The 17,981-nt window shown below is 66.7% G+C and carries 19 protein-coding genes; 15 read left to right on the forward strand and 4 right to left on the reverse strand.

Annotated elements, in window-relative coordinates; all coding sequences use genetic code 11:
- Positions 1 to 174: 174 nt before the first annotated feature.
- From pyrF to ACODTJ_RS00865, 3 genes are read left to right on the forward strand one after another with little or no spacing between them, the layout of a single operon-like run.
- The gene (pyrF, locus tag ACODTJ_RS00855) at positions 175 to 879 is read left to right on the forward strand and encodes an orotidine-5'-phosphate decarboxylase (protein WP_454658138.1); all 705 of its coding nucleotides are present in this window, start codon (positions 175 to 177) and stop codon (positions 877 to 879) included.
- Positions 880 to 921: 42 nt separating this feature from the next.
- The gene (locus ACODTJ_RS00860) at positions 922 to 1,209 is read left to right on the forward strand and encodes a DUF1330 domain-containing protein (RefSeq protein WP_454658137.1); all 288 of its coding nucleotides are present in this window, start codon (positions 922 to 924) and stop codon (positions 1,207 to 1,209) included.
- A 2-nt stretch (positions 1,210 to 1,211) separates the two neighbouring features.
- Positions 1,212 to 1,520, forward strand: coding sequence for a DUF1330 domain-containing protein (locus ACODTJ_RS00865; protein ID WP_061965366.1), 309 nt, complete (start codon positions 1,212 to 1,214; stop codon positions 1,518 to 1,520).
- 155 nt (positions 1,521 to 1,675) lie between these two features.
- Here the strand turns inward: ACODTJ_RS00865 and ACODTJ_RS00870 are convergent, their stop codons facing one another.
- The gene (locus ACODTJ_RS00870) at positions 1,676 to 2,812 is read right to left on the reverse strand and encodes a helix-turn-helix transcriptional regulator (RefSeq protein ID WP_454658136.1); all 1,137 of its coding nucleotides are present in this window, start codon (positions 2,810 to 2,812) and stop codon (positions 1,676 to 1,678) included.
- A gap of 120 nt (positions 2,813 to 2,932) precedes the next feature.
- On the reverse strand, positions 2,933 to 3,874 hold the full coding sequence (locus tag ACODTJ_RS00875) for a ribokinase (RefSeq protein ID WP_454658135.1): 942 nt from the start codon (positions 3,872 to 3,874) through the stop codon (positions 2,933 to 2,935).
- Positions 3,875 to 3,935: 61 nt separating this feature from the next.
- Here ACODTJ_RS00875 and ACODTJ_RS00880 point away from each other — a divergent pair, with 61 nt between their 5' ends.
- From ACODTJ_RS00880 to ACODTJ_RS00920, 9 genes are all read left to right on the forward strand, one after another.
- Entirely contained in the window at positions 3,936 to 4,715 is a 780-nt protein-coding gene (locus ACODTJ_RS00880; RefSeq protein ID WP_454658134.1) for a GntR family transcriptional regulator, read from the forward strand.
- A gap of 187 nt (positions 4,716 to 4,902) precedes the next feature.
- Positions 4,903 to 5,511, forward strand: a complete 609-nt coding sequence (locus ACODTJ_RS00885; protein WP_454658133.1) for a helix-turn-helix transcriptional regulator — start codon at positions 4,903 to 4,905, stop codon at positions 5,509 to 5,511.
- Positions 5,512 to 5,626: 115 nt separating this feature from the next.
- Positions 5,627 to 6,421, forward strand: coding sequence for a bestrophin-like domain (locus tag ACODTJ_RS00890; RefSeq protein WP_454658132.1), 795 nt, complete (start codon positions 5,627 to 5,629; stop codon positions 6,419 to 6,421).
- A 135-nt stretch (positions 6,422 to 6,556) separates the two neighbouring features.
- Entirely contained in the window at positions 6,557 to 8,113 is a 1,557-nt protein-coding gene (locus tag ACODTJ_RS00895; RefSeq protein WP_454659042.1) for an ABC transporter substrate-binding protein, read from the forward strand.
- A gap of 161 nt (positions 8,114 to 8,274) precedes the next feature.
- Entirely contained in the window at positions 8,275 to 9,252 is a 978-nt protein-coding gene (locus ACODTJ_RS00900; RefSeq protein WP_454658131.1) for an ABC transporter permease, read from the forward strand.
- Positions 9,249 to 10,085: an ABC transporter permease gene (locus ACODTJ_RS00905; RefSeq protein WP_454658130.1), complete on the forward strand. Its 837-nt coding sequence runs from the start codon at positions 9,249 to 9,251 to the stop codon at positions 10,083 to 10,085. Before ACODTJ_RS00900 ends, ACODTJ_RS00905 begins: the two co-directional genes overlap by 4 nt.
- Positions 10,082 to 11,689 (forward strand): ABC transporter ATP-binding protein, encoded by a 1,608-nt coding sequence (locus ACODTJ_RS00910; protein ID WP_454658129.1) that lies wholly within the window; start codon positions 10,082 to 10,084, stop codon positions 11,687 to 11,689. The genes ACODTJ_RS00905 and ACODTJ_RS00910 overlap by 4 nt, the downstream gene beginning before the upstream one ends.
- Positions 11,690 to 11,820: 131 nt before the next feature.
- Positions 11,821 to 13,110, forward strand: a complete 1,290-nt coding sequence (locus tag ACODTJ_RS00915; RefSeq protein ID WP_454658128.1) for an ArgE/DapE family deacylase — start codon at positions 11,821 to 11,823, stop codon at positions 13,108 to 13,110.
- A 52-nt stretch (positions 13,111 to 13,162) separates the two neighbouring features.
- On the forward strand, positions 13,163 to 14,083 hold the full coding sequence (locus ACODTJ_RS00920; protein WP_454658127.1) for a DMT family transporter: 921 nt from the start codon (positions 13,163 to 13,165) through the stop codon (positions 14,081 to 14,083).
- A gap of 6 nt (positions 14,084 to 14,089) precedes the next feature.
- Here ACODTJ_RS00920 and ACODTJ_RS00925 read toward each other — a convergent pair whose 3' ends face one another.
- Positions 14,090 to 14,947, reverse strand: coding sequence for a LysR family transcriptional regulator (locus ACODTJ_RS00925; protein ID WP_454658126.1), 858 nt, complete (start codon positions 14,945 to 14,947; stop codon positions 14,090 to 14,092).
- Positions 14,948 to 15,211: 264 nt separating this feature from the next.
- Between ACODTJ_RS00925 and ACODTJ_RS00930 the strand changes: the two genes are divergently transcribed.
- Genes ACODTJ_RS00930 through ACODTJ_RS00940 form a run of 3 tightly spaced genes read left to right on the forward strand, consistent with a single transcriptional unit; the run spans position 15,212 to position 17,515 of the window.
- Positions 15,212 to 15,805, forward strand: a complete 594-nt coding sequence (locus ACODTJ_RS00930) for an ankyrin repeat domain-containing protein (RefSeq protein WP_454658125.1) — start codon at positions 15,212 to 15,214, stop codon at positions 15,803 to 15,805.
- Positions 15,806 to 15,819: 14 nt separating this feature from the next.
- Entirely contained in the window at positions 15,820 to 16,293 is a 474-nt protein-coding gene (locus ACODTJ_RS00935; RefSeq protein ID WP_454658124.1) for a nucleoside deaminase, read from the forward strand.
- A 4-nt stretch (positions 16,294 to 16,297) separates the two neighbouring features.
- Positions 16,298 to 17,515 carry a cyanate transporter gene (locus ACODTJ_RS00940; RefSeq protein ID WP_454658123.1) on the forward strand — a complete coding sequence of 406 codons (1,218 nt, stop codon included), beginning with the start codon at positions 16,298 to 16,300 and terminating at the stop codon, positions 17,513 to 17,515.
- Here ACODTJ_RS00940 and ACODTJ_RS00945 read toward each other — a convergent pair.
- On the reverse strand, positions 17,494 to 17,883 hold the full coding sequence (locus ACODTJ_RS00945) for a RidA family protein (RefSeq protein ID WP_257733860.1): 390 nt from the start codon (positions 17,881 to 17,883) through the stop codon (positions 17,494 to 17,496). The genes ACODTJ_RS00940 and ACODTJ_RS00945 overlap by 22 nt on opposite strands.
- Between the last annotated feature and the right edge of the window lie 98 nt (positions 17,884 to 17,981).

Below are 17,981 nucleotides of genomic sequence, written 5' to 3' on the forward strand. Positions count from 1 at the left end.
GCGTCTCCGAGGAAGCGGAGCGCGACGCCTAGAGGATCGGCCCGAAAGCGGGAATAGATTTCTCGGCAAGGCGCCGATGCGTAGGAGGATGTTCTGCGTATCGGCGCCGGGGCTCCCGCGCTTGCATCCCGCTTCGAATCGTGCGCCTTCCCTCGAAACTCAGGGAATTGACCGATGCAGAAGATCAACGATGTCCGCGACCGCCTGATCGTCGCTCTCGATGTGCCGACCGTGTGGGATGCCTATCGCCTCGTCTCGACGCTCGGAGACGGCGTCACCTTCTACAAGATCGGTTATCGTCTCGCCTTTGCCGGCGGGCTCGATCTCGCGCGCCAGCTCGTCGCCGAGGGCAAGAAGGTCTTCCTCGACCTCAAGCTGCACGACATCGGCAATACCGTGACCGAGGGCGTGGATTCGCTGACCAAGCTCGGCGTCACCTTCCTTACGGTCCATGCCTATCCGCAGACCATGCGCGGCGCGGTCGAGGGGCGCGGCGATGCCGCCCTCAAGCTGCTCGCGGTCACCGCGCTCACCTCCTATGACGATGGCGATCTGCGTGATGCCGGCTACGGGCTGGCGGTGCGCGATCTCGTGCGCCTGCGCGCCGAGCAGGCCCGCACCGCCGGGATCGACGGCATCGTCTGCTCGGCCGCCGAAGCGGAGATCGTGCGCGAGGTCATCGGCAAGGACATGATCATCGTCACGCCCGGCATTCGCCCCTCCGGGAGCGCGGCGGGCGACCAGAAGCGCACGCTGACTCCGGCCGAGGCGATCCGCATCGGCGCCGACCATCTCGTTGTCGGGCGTCCCATTATCCGCGCGGCAGATCCGCGTGCGGCGGCGGGCGCGGTCATGGACGAGATCGTCGCGGCTTCGTAAGCTCCGCCTGTCTCAGACTCGTTTCAGCCAACGGATAGCACCATGCCCAAGGGATATGTCATCGGCCGCGCCAAGGTCTCCGACGCGACCAAGTGGGCGAGCTATGCTGCCAAAGCCTCCGAGGTCATCAAGCAATATGGCGGCACGCCGATTGTGCGCGGCGGCCAGATGACGGTCGGCGAAGGCGAGGGGCGGGCTCGTAACATCGTCCTCGAGTTCAAGGATTTCGAGACGGCGCGAGCCTATCTCTTCTCCCCGGAATATGCCGAGGCTCGCAAGCTGCGCGAAGGTGCCGGCGAGATCGATCTCGTCGCCGTCGAAGGGCTCTGACCGTGGCCAAGGGCTACTGGATCGCGCGCGTCGACGTCGAGAACGCCGAGGCCTACGCCAAGTATCGTTCGCTCAACGCCGTGGCCTTCGCCAAATATGGGGCGAAGTTCCTGGTGCGTGGCGGCGAATACAAGCTCGCCCGCGGCGAGGGCCGCAAGCACAACGTCGTCATCGAGTTCAAGGACGAGGAGACGGCCCGCGCCTGCTATGCCTCGCCTGAATATCAGGAGGCGGTGAAGCATCTCAGCAGCGCCGGCCAGTCCGATCTGGTCATCATCGGCGGCTATGACGGCCCGCAGCCGGGCGAATAGGCCTTTAAAGGCTGGGGGCGTCTCCGTCATTTGGATGACGAAAGGCGCGCGAGAGTTCCCTTAGTCTCTCCTTCGTAGCCTGACGGAGGGGATATCGGGCGGCGAGCCGGGCGAGGCTCGCGAATGCGTCCCGATCCAGCCCCGATGTCGATGTCTCAGCGTGGGCGCAAGGGGAGCGCCGCGCTGCGCAGCAGTGAAACGAGCTGACTTTGCTGGCGCGTGTTCGTCTTCTGGAAGATGCGCGCCAGATGCGTGCGTGCGGTCGAGATCCGGACGCCCTGGGTTTCGGCCGCCTCCGCCAGGGATGATCCGCTCGCGAGCGCGGAGGCGAATTTCGCTTCCGCATCGGTGAGATCGAACAGCTGGCGCGCGCATGTAACGAGATTGGTCGCCGTTTCCAGCCGCCGCAGCGCGATCAGCACCTTGCCGGCCGCATGAGCCTGCGGGGAAGAGGGCGCTGGCATGGCGCAGGCCGAAAGCGAATGAGAGCCGTCTTCGCCATGCAGGATCATGCTGGCCTGTGTCGGGGCGAGCGGGTCTTGCGCGCTGCGAAGGGCGCCTTCGACCAGCAGCCTGAGCTGGCGCTGGTCGGCCGGCTGGCGCGCGAAGAGCCGACCCTGCCGCAGGCCCACCGCGCTGTCGGGATCGGACAGGATCTCGTCGGCACCTTCATTGGCATAGGCGATCCTCATGTCCTGATCGAGGATCGCGATGCCCATCGCGACGCGGTCGAGCGCTCCGCGGGCCTCATCCCGCTGGACGGTCACCCGGCCGATATGGCGCCGCAATTCGACGACGCGCCTGAGCACCGGATAGAGCTTTTCGAGCAGGGCGACCTCCTCGGCGTCGAAGCTCTCCTGCTGCCGGCCGCGCTGGACGTCGAAGAACCAGAAGGCCTCGCCGTTCTTGGCGAGGCGGCAGGCCATGCCGCCATACATGTCCTGCGGCCGCATCCATTCCTGCCAGACGCGCGTGCTGCGCAAGGCTTCCTCGCCGAACACCTCGTTGTCGCGATAGATCGCGCCGAGCGGGATATCGCGCAGGGCGCCGCCCATCTCGATGAAATCGGAGGCGAGGTCACCGAAGCAGCGCTCCTGCAGCGCGGCATCGGGATTGGTCGCATGGGACGCCCAGTCTTCCGGGCTCGGCCCGAAGCTGGCGAAGCAGGCTTTCGAACCGTTGAACAATTGCCGCATCGCCTCGGCCGCGGCCTGCATCTGCTCTTCGTCCATCGCGCCGGCCAGCAACTGGTCGATCACGGACATGACGGTATCGACGTCGAGGCGCGGCATGAGAAATCCCGGCTGGCCACGGAAGGCGCATGCGTGATGCGCCACTCCGAGGCTAGCAGCATGGGCTGCTCTGGAAAAGTCCAAAAACAATCCAAAGATTTTTATCGATTCCGGCTGACCTCATGCGCCGATCATCGCTTTGATGGCGGCAAGGCTCGGGAGTGCGTCGAAGACGCCGTTCCGGGTCGTGGTCAGGGCTCCGGCGATCGCGGCATCGCGCAGAGATTCAGGCAAGGAACGTCCCGTCGCCAGCCGGACGCCGAGCGTCGCAGCAAAGGCATCGCCGGCGCCGAGCGAATCCACGGTCTCGACGGCGAAGCCGTTCTGTTCGGTGACCTGACCCTGCGCTGTAACGGCGATCGCTCCGGCTGCGCCCCGCGTCATGACGATGAGCTCCGGCCCGCATGTCATCAGCCTCGACGCCAACTCCGCTGCAAAGCGCTGCGGCTCCGTCGCTCCGTCTGGCCCCAGGCCCAGCGAGAGCGCCAAGCTGCCGGCCTCGGTCTCGTTGACGATCAGGATCGAGGTCAGCGCCAGCATAGCCTCTGGGATATTCCGGAAGGGCGAGGGGTTGAGCAGGGTCGGGACACCGGCCTGCCGGGCCAGGGCGAAAGCCGCCTCGATAGGCTGATCGCCGATCTCGAACTGGGCCGTCACCAGCGCGGCACCGGCGATGGCTCGCGCCCGTTGCAGGACATGTTCAGCCGACAGGGCGAGATTGGCGCCGGGGGCGACGGCGACGCAGGTCTCGCCCGCAGCGTCGGTGAAGCCGATGCCGCTGCCGGTGTGGCCCGTGAGCCGGACCAGCATGGAAGCCGGCAGGCCGGCTCGTTCGAGCGCCGGCAGGGCGAAGGCGGCGGCAAGATCGTCGCCGACAGCGAGCAGCCCCTCCACGTCGGCGCCGAGGCGGCGCGCCATGATCGCCTGGTTCAGTCCCTTGCCGCCGGGCTCGATCGTCACGGTCTCGGCGGCCAGCGATTCTCCCGGTCGCGGGAAGCGGGCAACCTTCGCCGAGCAGGCGACGACGAAGCTTCCGAGCACGAAGATGGGCTTGCCGGTCACGGCAGTCTCCGAGGATTTGATTTTGCCGTTCACGAACTGCTACGCGGGTTGTGACACGCTCATGCAAGCCACGACAGTGCCTAAGCCTATCGCCAAGCCGCCCTTCCAGAACCTGCTGGAACTGCGCACCGACACCGCCAAGCCGCTCTATCAGCAGCTCGAGGACCAACTGTCTCAACTGATCGGCGACGGCACCTTGCCGGCGGGCACGACCCTGCCGGCGGAGCGCCAGCTTGCCGAGCGCCTGAGCATCAGCCGCGCCACCGTGCAGCGGTCCTACAATGCCTTGCGCGAGCGGAAGTTGTTGAGTGCGCAGGGGCGCCTCGGCTCGATCGTGCAGGGCGCGGGGCCGCGCCTGCATTCAGGCATGGATCGGCTCAAGGGCTTCACCCAGGAGATGCAGGAACTCGGCCGGGTGCCCTCGTCACGGATCGTCGAGCGATCGGTGGTGAATGACCGCTCGATCGCCTCGATCTTCGGCCTCTCCTCGCATGCGCGCTTCCTCAAGCTGGTTCGCATCCGTTCGGGCGACGATATCCCGATGTCGCGCGAGGTCGCCTGGTACAATCTGGAGCGCGCGCCCGAACTGGCCGAAGGCGATCTCTCGGGCTCTGTCTATGCCCGGCTCGCCGCACTCGGCCTGCCGCTGACGCGCTGCGACCAGACCATCGAGGCGGCGGCCCCGACCGAGGAGGAATGGGCCATCTTCGGCTTCGACCGCCCGGTGCCTTGCCTGCTGATCAAGCGGCGCAGCTACGGTGCCGACGGCGACATGCTCGAATATGTCGAGGGCCTGTTCCGCGGCGATACCTATACCTACAAGCTGACGCTGACCGCCTGACATCCTGCGGTAGAGACGGCCGCTTCGGACTTCCCATTTAGATATCCAATAACAGCCCAAAGCCGGAGGGCTTTGAACCTCCCCGCGATCTGCTGCGACCAAGAGGAACGGAGCCGCATCCGGCAAGTCCAGGGTTTCCCGGACGAGGTCGCGCGGCGATCCGGGGATTGCAGGGATGGATATTGCGATGTCGCTTCATGTCTCGATTGTCGGCAGGACGAGCTACACCCCGTTTCCGCCGCGCCATGACATGGCCGCCGATGCCTTCGGGAAGGCATCCAGGCCGGTTTTCGTCATCGATGCCGAACTGAACCAGCGCTTCGGCAATCGCGGCGCGGAGGAGCTTGCCCGCGACGGGCTCGGCGGCCTCGACCGCTTCACCGCCTATGACAAGGGTTTCATGGCGCGCTTGCAGGTCTGGCTGAAGCGCTGCCGCTCCGGCAGTGCGGCCGGCGAGACGCGGCTGCCTCTGGTGCTGCGCAACGGCCGGCAGATCGCGGTCGATGCCGTCCATCTGACGAGCATCGAATTGTTCGTCCTGACGGTCGATGATCCCGAGAGCGCTATCGATCGCAATGTCGCCCGGGTCAGCGAAGCCTGCGGCCTGACGCCGACCGAGGAGCGCATGCTGGCTCTCATGGTCGAAGGGCTCGACACGATCATCGCCGCCAAGCGGCTGGGTATCGCGCCGACCACGGCCCGCACCCATCTCCAGCGCCTCTTCGCCAAGACCGGGACGGCCCGGCAGAGCGAGCTCGTCCGCTTCGTCGCGACCTATGTCGAGGAACTCCGCTGAAATGTGAGTGTCGGTGGCTGCACATCGCCGCCGCACATGTTGACAGGGCCTGCGATCGCACGCCCATCTGGGCCGATCTACGCAAGCACCGCATCCGCCCGGAACGATCGCGACCATGGCCGAGACGCTGGCAGCCTTCATCTTCTGTGCGCTGTTGAGCGGCAGTGCGATCTTCGGCGTCAAGCTGCGTGGCTGGCTGTCCGAGGAGCATCTCTCCGAGCGGACCCTTGAAGCCATCCGGCTGGTGACGAGCCTGCTCGTCACATTCGCCGCCCTGGTGCTCAGCTTGCAGCTCTCCAGCGTCAAAGGCGCATTCGATCAGGCCTATCGCGACCGCAATGCCGATGCGGCCGGGCTGGCTCAGCTCGATGAATGCCTGCGCGGCTACGGGCCCGAGGCTGACCCGATCCGGCTCGACCTGCGCAGTTATACCGCAGGCGTGATCGCCAGCACCTGGCCGCTGGAGCCGAAGCCCGAAGGCGTCTCCTACCCCGATACCACAGGCATGGCCCGCGAAGGCGCCGATCCCTCGCTCGGCGCCCTGATCTCGCGCATCGGCCGGGGGATCAACGGCCTGACTCCGACCGATGCCCTCCATGTCAATGTCGCGACTGAGTGCCGGGCGAGCTATCAACGGGTGCAGCAGCGGCGCTGGGCCGTCATCGAGGACGTTCGCGGCCCCATCTCGCCGCTGTTCACGAGCATCCTGACCTTCTGGCTGATGCTGGTCTTCCTGAGCTTCGGCCTGCAGATCCCGCGCAAGCGCCTCGCCGCGATCGTGCTCGCGATCGGCATCGTCTCGATCTCGACCGTGATGTTCGTGATCACCGATCTCGAGACGCATTACGGCGGCCTGTTCGGCATTTCCAGCGCCTCGATGCGGGACGCGCTGGCGAGCATGATGCACTGACGCGTCCGGGCAGTTGGCGCGGCGCTTGCCAAGAGACGCGTGATCGGGTGCGATGGCATCCGACGGTCCGAACAGGCCCGATTCAAACGATACGATCTCGATACGAGACAGGGGAACGAGCAGATGGTGCGTGGGATGACGGGATTGCGGTTGGGTCTGGCGCTGGCGGCGTCGGTTCTCGCGCTGGGTGCGGCAACCGCGCAGGAGCCGAAGAAGGGCGGGACGGTCCATGTCGTCGTCCAGCCCGAGCCGCCGATGCTGATGCAGGGCCTCAACCAGAACGGCCCGACCAACATGGTCGCCGGCAATATCTACGAGTCGCTGCTGCGCTATAACGAGAAGCTCGAGCCGCAGCCCTCGCTCGCCAAGAGCTGGGAGATCTCGCCGGACGCGAAGACCTACACCTTCAAGCTCCAGGAAGGCGTGAAATGGCATGACGGCAAGCCGTTCACGGCCGATGATGTCGTCTTCACCCTCGACAAGTTCCTGCGCGACGTCCATCCGCGCTGGCGCCCGATCGTCAACGCGCAGGTCGAGAAGATCGAGAAGGTCGACGATCTCACCGTGAAGATCACGCTGAAGCAGCCCTTCGGCCCGATGGTCATGACGCAGGAGGTCGCCTCCGCGCCGATGATCCCGAAGCACATCTATGACGGCACGGATTACCGCGCGAACCCCGCCAACAACACGCCGATCGGCACCGGCCCCTTCAAGCTCAAGGAGTGGAAGAAGGGCTCCTATATCCACCTCGTCAAGAACGAGGACTACTGGCTGAAGGGCAAGCCGAACCTCGACGAGATCTACTGGCAGATCATTCCCGATGCAGCCGCCCGCGCCGTTGCCTACGAGACGGGCAAGGTCGACGTGCTGACCGGCGGCTCGGTCGATGTCTACGACGTCGCGCGCCTCTCCAAGCTGCCCAATACCTGCATGACGACCAAGGGCTGGGAGATGTTCGCCCCCCATGCCTGGCTGACGCCGAACGTGCGCAACGGCATCCTTGGCAACAAGCAGTTCCGTCAGGGGCTGATGTACGCGATCGACCGCGAATTCGGGAAGGACGTGGTCTGGGGCGGCCTCGGCAAGCTGCCGACCGGGCCGATCTCGTCCAAGACCAAGTTCTATTCGGGCGATGTGCCGAAATACAGCTATGACCCCGCAAAGGCGAAGGAGCTGATCAAGGCTTCCGGCTACAAGGGCGAGACGATCAGGCTGCTCAATCTGCCCTATGGCGAGACCTGGAGCCGCTGGTCCGAGGCGATCAAGCAGAATCTCGAGGATGTCGGCGTCAAGGTGCAGATCGAGAACACCGACGTGCCCGGCTGGACGCAGAAGGCGTCGAACTGGGATTTCGACCTGAACTTCAACTTCCTCTACCAGCTCGGCGACCCCGCCATGGGCGTGGCGCGCTCCTACATCTCCTCCAACATCGCCAAGGGCAATCCCTTCGCCAATGTCGGCGGCTACTCCAACCCCGAGGTCGACAAGCTCTTCGCCGATGCGGCGATCGCGCCGACCGACAAGGAGCGCCAGGAGCTCTACACCAAGGTGCAGAAGGTCCTGGCTGACGAACTGCCGGTGCTCTGGCTGCTGGAGATGGACTTCCCGACCATCTACCGCTGCAACGTCAAGAACCTCGTCACCACCGGCGTCGGTGTGAACGACGGCTTCCGCGACGCCTGGAAGGAGTAAAGGCCCGAAGGGACGCGTCATCCCGGACACCGCGAAGCGGCGATCCGGGATCGTATCGGGGTTGGCTCCTGGGTCGCCCCATCCGACGACGGTCCCGCGTCTGCGCTGCGGCACTTCGCGCCGCAGTGCGTGCGGGATGACAGGCTTCACGAAAGTCCTGAATGAACCTCGCGCAATTCCTCGCCGGTCGGCTCGTGAAGGGCGTCATCGTCCTCTTCGCCATCGCCGTGCTGAACTTCCTGCTGATCCGTGCCGCGCCCGGCGATCCCGCCCAGGTGCTTGCCGGCGAGGCGGGTGCCGCCGATGCGCAGTTGCTCGAACAACTGCGCGCGCGCTTCGGTCTCGATCAGCCCTTCCTGACCCAGCTCTGGATCTATTTGAAGGGCTATCTCACCTTCGATCTCGGCTTCAGCTACCGCCAGCAACAGCCGGTGCTGAACCTGATCATGGAGCGCCTGCCGGCGACACTGCTGCTGACGGGCGCTGCCTTCGTCGTCTCGCTCGTCGTCGGCACGGCGATGGGTGCGCTCGCCGCCCGCCGGGCCGGAAAATGGTCCGACAGCCTGATCACCACGCTGGCGCTGGCCTTCTACGCCACGCCGCTGTTCTGGATCGCGCTGATGAGCCAGATCGTCTTCGCGCTGAAGCTCGGGTTCGTGCCCAATGTCGGCTACGAGACCATCGGCGCGAACTATACCGGCCTCGCCCGCGCGCTCGATATCGGCCAGCATCTCATCCTGCCTTCGCTCACGCTCGGCCTGTTCTTCACCGCGCTCTATGCCCGGATGATGCGGGCCTCGATGCTGGAGGTGGCGGGCGCCGATTTCGTCAAGACGGCGCGCGCCAAGGGCGTGTCGCAGCCTCGCGTCTGGCGCCGGCATGTCGCGCGCAACGCAATCCTGCCGGTGGTGACGCTGGCAGGCCTGCAAGCCGGCCAGCTCGTCGGCGGCGCCGTCCTGACCGAGACCGTCTTCGCCTGGCCGGGCATCGGCCGCCTGATGTTCGATGCGCTGGTCCAGCGCGATTATTCCGTCCTGCTCGGCGTCTTCTTCGTCTCCTCGGCGATGGTCGTCTGCTTCAACATCGCGACCGATCTGGTCTACCGGATCGTCGATCCGCGCATCGAGGCGCACGCATGAATTTCCTCAAGCGCTTCGCCCGCAACCGCGGCGCCGTCATCGGCATCCTCATCCTGCTCGCCGTCATCGCCTTCGCGATCTTGGCCCCGACGCTCTATCCGCAATCGCCCTGGCGTCCGGTGGCCCGGCCCTTCCTGGCGCCCTTCGTCAACGAACGCTTCCCGCTCGGCACCGACACGCTCGGCCGCAACCTCGCCTCGGGCCTCGTTCACGGCGCGCGCGTCTCGCTGATGATCGGCGTAGTCTCCACCCTCGTCGCGTTGGTGATCGGCGTGCCGCTCGGCGCGGTCGCCGGCTATGCCGGTGGCTTCGTCGATGACGCGCTGATGCGCTTCACCGAGTTCTTCCAGACCATTCCCTCCTTCGCGCTCGCGATCGTGCTGGTTGCGATCCTGCAGCCGCAATTGGGCTCGATCGTGCTCGCGATCGGCGTCGTCAGTTGGCCGCCCGTGGCACGACTGGTGCGCGGCGAAGTGCTCTCGCTGCGAAGTCGCGAATATGTCCAGGCGGCCGTCACCATCGGCCAGTCGACGCCGCGGATCATCTTCAGCCAGGTCCTGCCCAACACCATCGCCCCGATCATCGTCATGGGCTCGCTGATGATCGGCTCGGCGATCCTGCTGGAATCCTCGCTCTCCTTCCTGGGTCTCGGCGATCCCAACCTGATGAGCTGGGGCTACATGGTCGGCGCCGGCCGCACCCGCCTGCTCGATGCCTGGTGGATCTCGTTCTTCCCGGGTTTCGCGATTTTCCTGACGGTGCTCGCGCTCAATCTCGCCGGCGAGGGGCTGAACGATGCCTTGAACCCGCGTCTCGCACGGGGGCGCGAATGACCGCGCCCGCGCTCTCCATCGAAGGCCTGACGCTGGCGCTGCCGGCGATGGCCGACCGGCCGAATGCGGTCGAAAATGTCACGCTCGCCATCCAGCCGGGCGAGACGCTCTGCGTCGTCGGCGAATCCGGTTCCGGCAAGTCGATGATCGCCCATGCCGTGATGGGCCTGCTGCCCAAGGCGGTGAAGCCGGTCGCCGGTTCCATTAAGCTTGCAGGGCGCGATCTCCTCGCGCTTGACGAAGAGGCGATGCAGGACGTCCGCGGCCGCGAGGTCGGCATGATCTTTCAGGAGCCGATGACCTCGCTCAATCCGGTCATGCGCATCTCCGACCAGATCGTCGAAACCTTCGAGGCTCATGGCCTGCACGACAGGGCGACGCGCCGGGCCCGCGCCATCGATCTCCTGACCGAGGTCGGCCTGCCCGATCCGCCACGCCTCGCCAAGGCCTATCCGCATGAGCTCTCCGGCGGCCAGCGCCAGCGCGTGATGATCGCGATGGCGCTCGCCTTGGAGCCGAAGCTCCTGATCGCCGACGAGCCGACGACCGCGCTCGACGTGACCACCCAGGCGCAGATCCTCAAGCTCATCGACAACCTGCGCCATCGCCACGGCACGGCCGTGCTCTTCATCACCCATGACATGGGCGTGGTCGCCGAGATCGCCGACCGCATCGCCGTGCTGGAGAAGGGCGTGCTGGTCGAGGAGGGCACGGCCGATCAGGTGCTCGGCTCTCCCAGCCACCCCTATACGCAGAAGCTGCTCGCCGCAGTGCCGTCGCTGACGCCGGCCGTGCTGCCGCCGCTGCCGGACACGGCGCCTGTCATCAGCGTCGAGGGCCTCGGCAAGACCTACCGCAAGCGCTCGCTTTTCGGCGTCGCGCGCGAGGTCAAGGCGGCCGACGACATCTCCTTCGCGCTCGTCCGTGGCGAGACGCTCGGCCTCGTCGGCGAATCCGGCTCGGGCAAGTCGACGGTCGGGCGCTGCTGCCTGCGCCTGATCGAGCCCGATCGCGGCCGCATCGCGCTCGGCGATCTCGTCCTTTCCGAACTAAAGCCCGCCGAATTGCGCCGCCAGCGCAAGCGCATCCAGATGGTGTTTCAGGACCCGTTTGCCTCGCTCAATCCGCGCCAGACCGTTGGCCGCATCATCTCGGACGGCCCCGTCGCCCATGGCACGCCGCGCAAGGAAGCGCTGGCGCGGGCGAAGGAGTTGCTGGAGCTTGTCGGCCTTTCCGCCAATGCCATCGACCGCTACCCGCATGAATTCTCGGGCGGCCAGCGCCAGCGCGTCGGCATCGCGAGGGCGCTCGCGCTCGAACCGGATGTGCTCGTCGCGGACGAGGCGGTCTCGGCGCTCGACGTCTCCGTGCAGGCGCAGATCCTCAAGCTGATCAAGGACATCCAGAGCCGGCTCGGGCTCGCCATCCTCTTCGTCACGCATGACCTGCGCGTCGCCGCGCAGATTTGCGACCGCATCGCCGTGATGCAGCGCGGCCGCATCGTCGAGACCGGGCCGACGGCGGCGATCTTCGCCGACCCGCAGCACGCGTATACGCGGCAGCTGCTGGCGGCGGTGCCGGGCGGCGGGCGCTTCGGGCAGTAATAGGGCAGCGCTCCGCGTCATGGTCGGGCTTGTCCCGACCATCCACGTCTTTCCCTTCATCCATGTCGTAAGGCGTGGATGCTCGGCACAAGGCCGAGCATGACGGATTTGGCCTAAAGGAGACCCGCCCCATGCCTCTCGATCCCGCCTTGCGTGAAAAAATCCTCGCCGCCGTCGAGGCGGGCTTCGACGAGCAGGTCGCCTATACGCAGGAACTCGTCCGCTTCGCCTCGACCCGTGGGCAGGAGCATACGGTCCAGGATTTCATCTTCCGGGCGATGAAGCAGCGCGGCTTCACCATGGACCGCTTCGCCATGGACAGGGAGCTGATCGCGGCCCATCCCGGCGGCGCGCCCTTCTCCGACACGCATTCCGAAGCTCCGATCGTCGTCGGCATCCATCGCCCCAGGGAGGAGAAGGGCCGCTCGCTGATCCTGCAGGCCCATGTCGACGTCGTCCCGGCCGGCCCCGCCGATCAATGGAAGCACGCGCCGTTCGACCCTGTCATCGAGGGCGACTGGATGTATGGCCGCGGCAGCGCCGACATGAAGGCCGGTGCCGCCGCCAATCTCTTCTGCCTCGATGCGCTGCGTCGCATCGGCATGCAGCCGGCGGCGACGGTCTATGTCGAATCCGTCGTCGAGGAGGAATCGACCGGCAACGGCGCGCTGATGACGCATCTGCGCGGCTATCGCGCCGAGGCCGCGCTGATCCCGGAGCCGGAATACGAGATGCTGGCCCGCGCCAATGCCGGCGTGCTCTGGTTCCAGTTCGAGGTGCGCGGCATCCCCGCCCATGTCCGCGAGATGGGCACCGGCGCCAACGCGATCGATGCCGCCTATCGCGTCGTGGCGGCTTTGCGCAAGCTCGAGGAGCAGTTCAACATCGAGAAGGCCGGCCGCGAGCATTTCGAGGACGATCCGCATCCGATCAACCTGAACATCGGCAAGATCGAGGGCGGCGACTGGGCCTCCTCCGTGCCCTGCTGGTGCCGGGTCGACTGCCGTGTCGGGCTCTATCCCGGCGTCACCGCCAAGGAGACGGCGCAGCGCATCGAGGATTGCATCCGCGAGGCTGCGCGTAGCGATTCCTTCCTGGCGAACAATCCGCCGAAGGTGACGTTCAACGGCTTCTGGGCCGAGGGCTATGTGCTGGAGCCCGGCAGCGAGGCGGAAGCCGTGCTCGGCCGCGCCCATGAGGCGGCGCTCGGCAAACCGCTCAAGAGCTTCATGACGGCGGCTTATCTCGATGCCCGCGTCCATGCGCTCTACGACAAGATCCCGGCGCTCTGCTACGGCCCGATGGGCGAGAACATCCACGCCTTCGACGAGCGCGTCAGCCTCGCCTCGGTGAAGCGGATCACCGGCGCCATGGCGCTCTTCGTCGCCGAATGGTGCGGGCTCGAAAGCATCGAGGCTTGAGCACGGCCCGGGCATCGGACCGAAAAGTGGGAACCGGTTTTCGGAGCATCCGATGCTGAAGCAAGAAACGGGATCGCCCCGCGTCCGAGAGGACGCGGGGCGATCGGGCAGGGCGCTGCTGCTCGTTCCCCTGCTCGGGCTGCTCTGGGGCTTCAACTGGCCGGCGGTGCGGATCTCGCTGACCGAGATCGCGCCCTGGACCCTGCGCGCTGCCGGCATGAGCTTCGCCGGACTGGTGCTTGTCGGGATCGCGTTGGCACGCGGCGTCCCGCTTGCGGTGCCGCGCGCGCAATGGCCGCGGCTGGTCGTCGCCGGCTTCCTCTCGATCGCCGCCTTCAACGTGCTGCTCGCCTTCGCGCAATTGGCCGCGCCGACCTCGCGCGCGGCGATCCTGACCTTCACCATGCCGATCTGGGCGACGCTGCTCGCCCGCTTCGTGTTGGGCGAGGTTTTCGACGGCCGGCGCCTCGCCGGGCTCGCGCTCGGCATCTCCGGTCTCGTCTGCCTCGGCCTGCCGTTGATCCTCGCCGGGCAGCTTTCCTTCGGCCTGACGCTGGCGCTGCTTGCGGCGGTGAGCTGGGCATTCGGTACGATCGTGACCAAGCGCTGGCCGGTCTCGGCCCCGGCGCTGACCATAGCCGCCTGGCAATTGCTGATCGGCGGCCTCGTCGCGGGCATCGGCATGCTCGTCTTCGAAGGCCTGCCCGTGCCGAAACTGCTCTCGCCGCGCGTGCTGACGGCGCTGAGCTTCCACATCATCGGCGCGCAGGCGCTCGCCTACTTCTTGTGGTTCACGGTGGTGGCGCGTCTGCCGGCCGGCATCGCCAGCCTGGGCACGCTGATGGTGCCGGCTGTCGGCGTGCTGGGCTCGGTACTCTTGCTCGGCGAGCGGCCGACGCCGACCGATTGGCTGGGCCTCTGCCTCGTGATCGCCGCTTCCGGCGCGATCCTGATCCCGGCCCGTCGCGCCTGACGCGGCTCAGTTCGGCGCGGGGATGCTGTAGCGCTGGGCCAGAACCGCGCTCATCGCGGCGACGAGCTCCGCGATGAGCCCGCCCTTCTCCCAGGAGTAGATCGAGACCACCATCGCCGGCTCCACGCCGAAGGCCGCGTAGGGTCGGACGCGGCGGCCGATCGTGGTGCCGACGGGCAGGAGGGAGAGCCCGAGCCCGGCCTCGACCGCCACGATGACGTTGTAGAGATTGCTGCTCGACAGGGCGATGTACCAGCGGTGCCGCTCGCGCTCGATCCGCTCGAACATGGCGTCGCGATAGAGCCCGCCGGGCGGGAAGGTCACCAGCGGCAGCGGCTCGGGCCAGCTCTCCGGTGCCTCGGTGCTCTCGAACCAGGCCATCGCCTCGGGATAGCTGGCGCGGTGGTCGGCGCTGGCAGAGGGCTCCTTGACGATGACGATGTCGAATTCGCCGGCCCGGTAGCGCCGCGTCAACTCGCGGCTCAAGCCCGCGACCACGTCGAGGCGAACTTCGCGATGCTGCCGGGTGAAGCCGGCGAAGACCTGGGCCATGTTGCCGGTCACGATGTCGTCGGGCACGCCGATGCGGATGGAGGCTGTACCGGCGGAATCGCCGAGCATCGTCTCCGCCTCCTGCTGCAGCGTCAGGATGCGCCGGGCATAGCCGAGCAGGCGCTCGCCCGAAGCCGTGGCCTGGACCGGGCGGGCGACGCGGTCGATCAAGCCGCGCCCGACCGCTTCCTCCAGCCGCGCCAGCTGCTGGCTGATGGTCGATTGCGTCATGTTGAGTCGCTCGGCCGCCTGGGTGAAGCTGCCGGTATCGGCAATGGCGACGAAGGAGCGGAGCAGGCGGGGGTCGAGCATCGGTGCCGCAGATCGAAAACGAGGATGCTGACGATATTCGCAAAGCCACTGAGTAATATCCAGATATTTAATTTTCAGATGGACGTCGGGGCCGTTATCCAGAGATCAAGGCAAGCTTGCCTTGCTTTGCTCGATGGGGTGCCGCAGCGCCGGCCGATGCCGCCCGCGCCCCTTAGGGAGACGGAATTGACCCGATTTTCGCCGATCCTTGCTTTCGTTCTCCTCCTGCTGGCCTTGGGCCCGCAGACAGCCTTCGGACAAGCCATGACCGACACCAGATTGCATGCCGCCGCAGCCAAAGACGATGTCGCCGGAATCAAACGCCTCCTCGCCGAGGGTGTTGCCGTCGATGGGCGCGACAGCCGCTCCCAGACCGCCTTGCTGGTCGCGACCCATGAGAACCGCGTCAACGCCGCCCGCGCCCTGATCGAGGCCGGCGCCGACGTCAACGCCAAGGACGCGATGAACGACAGCCCCTATCTCTATGCCGGGGCGCGCGGTCACCTCGCCATCCTCAAGCTGACGCTCGAACATGGCGCCGACCTGAAGAGCACCAATCGTTATGGCGGCACCGCCTTGATCCCGGCCTGCGAGCGCGGCCATGTCGAGACGGTCCGCACGCTGATCGCGGCCGGCGTCAAGGTCGATCACATCAACAATCTCGGTTGGACCGGTCTGCTGGAGGCGGTCATCCTCAGCGATGGCGGCGAGAAGCATCAGCAGATCGTCAAGGACCTGCTCGCGGCCGGCGCCGATGTGAACCTCGCCGATCGCGACGGTGTGACCCCGCTCCAGCATGCCCGCAGCCGCGGCCAGACGAAGATGCAGCAGATTCTGCAGGCTGCCGGCGGCCGTTGAACGGGGTGACGATCATGAGCCAGGCACAGCGTTTCCTTTGTGAGGCCATCGAGCTCGCTCAAACCAACATGGAGCACGGTGGCCGGCCTTTCGGCGCCGTGGTCGTCAAGGACAGCGAGGTCGTTGCGACCGGCGTCAACGAGATCGTCACGACCAACGACCCGACCGCCCATGCCGAGATGACGGCCTTGCGCGCGGCGAGCCGCAAGCTCGCTTCACCGAACCTCGCCGGCTGCGCGGTCTATGCCAGCGGCCATCCCTGCCCGATGTGCATGGCGGCGATGCGGCTCTCCGGCGTCAGCGAAGTCTATTACGCCTATTCCAACGATGACGGCGCCCCCTTCGGCCTGTCGACGGCGGCGATCTATGCCGATCTGGCGAAACCGTTCGCCGAGCAGTCGATGAAGATCGCTTATGTGCCCGTCCGCCCCGAAGCCGGACCCGATCTCTATGCCGAGTGGAAGCGGCGCCAGCCTAAGTCGGCTTGAGCCTATGACACCTGAACGACCCGGCGCTTCGCGCGTGTTGCTGCTTGCGGCTGTGGTGCTGGTCGGTCTGAACCTGCGCCCGTTCCTGACCGGCATTGGCCCGCTCGCGGCGGACATCCAGGCCGCGACGGGCTTGGGTTTTGGCAGCCTCTCGCTGTTCACGCTGGTGCCGATGCTGCTGATGGGCGTCTGTGCCTTCGCTGGCCCCTGGCTCCAGCACTTACTTGGGGCGCGGGTGGCGGTCGTCGGCGCGCTCTGCATCCTCTGCGCAGCCGCGGCTCTGCGGCTGGTCACGACGAGTGGCGAGGGGCTGATCGCGACGGCCGCCTTGTGCGGGCTTGGTGTTGCGGTGGTGCAGTCGGTCTTTCCCGGCATCGTCAAGGCCGAGTTTCCCGGTCGGGTCGCGGTGGTGATGGGGCTCTACTCGGCGATGCTGATGGGCGGCGGCGCCCTGGGCGCGCAGCTCTCGCCGGTGATCGCCGAACGTTTCGGAAGCTGGCATCTCGGCCTCGGCTGGATCGCGTTGCCGGCCGCCCTGGCGGCGCTGGTCTCGGCTGTGGCTCTGCCTTCAGGACGCGCGGGGCAGCGCGGCGGGCTGCCGACGTTTGCTCTGTTGCGCCGTCCGCGCAGCTGGCTCCTGATGGTCTGTTTCGGACTGGTGAATGGCGGCTATGCCTCGGTGGTCGCCTGGCTTGCGCCTGCCTATCAGGCGATGGGCTGGTCGGGGGCGCAGAGTGGCGGTTTGCTGGCTGTAATGGCCGCAAGCCAGGCCGTGGCGGCGCTCGGTATTCCCGCATTGGCGGCGCGCAATCCCGACCGCCGCTTCTGGATCTGGCTCGCGCTGGCTTGTCAGATCGCCGGCTTTGCCGGCTTGGCGTGGTGGCCGCTCGCGGCGCCGACCGGCTGGGCGGTGGCGATCGGTGTCGGGCTCGGCGCCGGCTTCGCGCTCTTCCTGATCGTGGCGCTCGACCATATCGACAATCCCGCCAATGCTGGCGCCTTGTCGGCGCTGATGCAGGGCGGCGGCTTCCTGATCTCCGCCATTCCGCCGGGGATCGTCGCGCTGCTGCGCGATGCCGGCGGCAGCTTCACCGCCGGCTGGCTGATGCACCTGATCTGCGCGGTGCTGGCGGGGTTGATGGCGCTGCGCTTCGCACCGCGCGGCTATGCGCGCGCGATGCGGCTGGCGCCGGAGGCCGATCAGGCCTTGTCGCCGAGATAGGCGGTCGCGTCGATCTCGACGATGCAGTTCGGAGAACCGAGTCCGTTGACGATGCAGGAGACGCGATGCGGCGTCGCCTCGGCGAAATTGGCGAAATAGACCTCGTTCATCGGCTCCCAATAGGCGCGGTCGGTGACGTAGACCGTGCACTTCACGACATCGTCGAGGCTGCCGCCGGCCTCTTCGAGCAGTGCCTTGATATTGTCGATGCATTGCTGGGTCTGCGCCCGGGGATCGCCGATGGCGAGCTTGCCGTCCTTGTCGGTCCCGACGCAGCAGACGAACATGAAGCCGCCGGCGACCGTCGCCTGGGCGAAGGGCAGGCGGCCCTTGTGGATGCGGTCCGAGGTGATGATGCGCTTGGGCATGGTAGGCTCCGTCAACGGGCGGTCACCCTAGCGGCCGGGCGCGCCCGGCGGAATGCGGCGTTCGGGAAACGGTGTAAGTCTCGTTGTTGCACCCGTAC

Source organism: Allobosea sp. FG18, assembly GCF_057809495.1.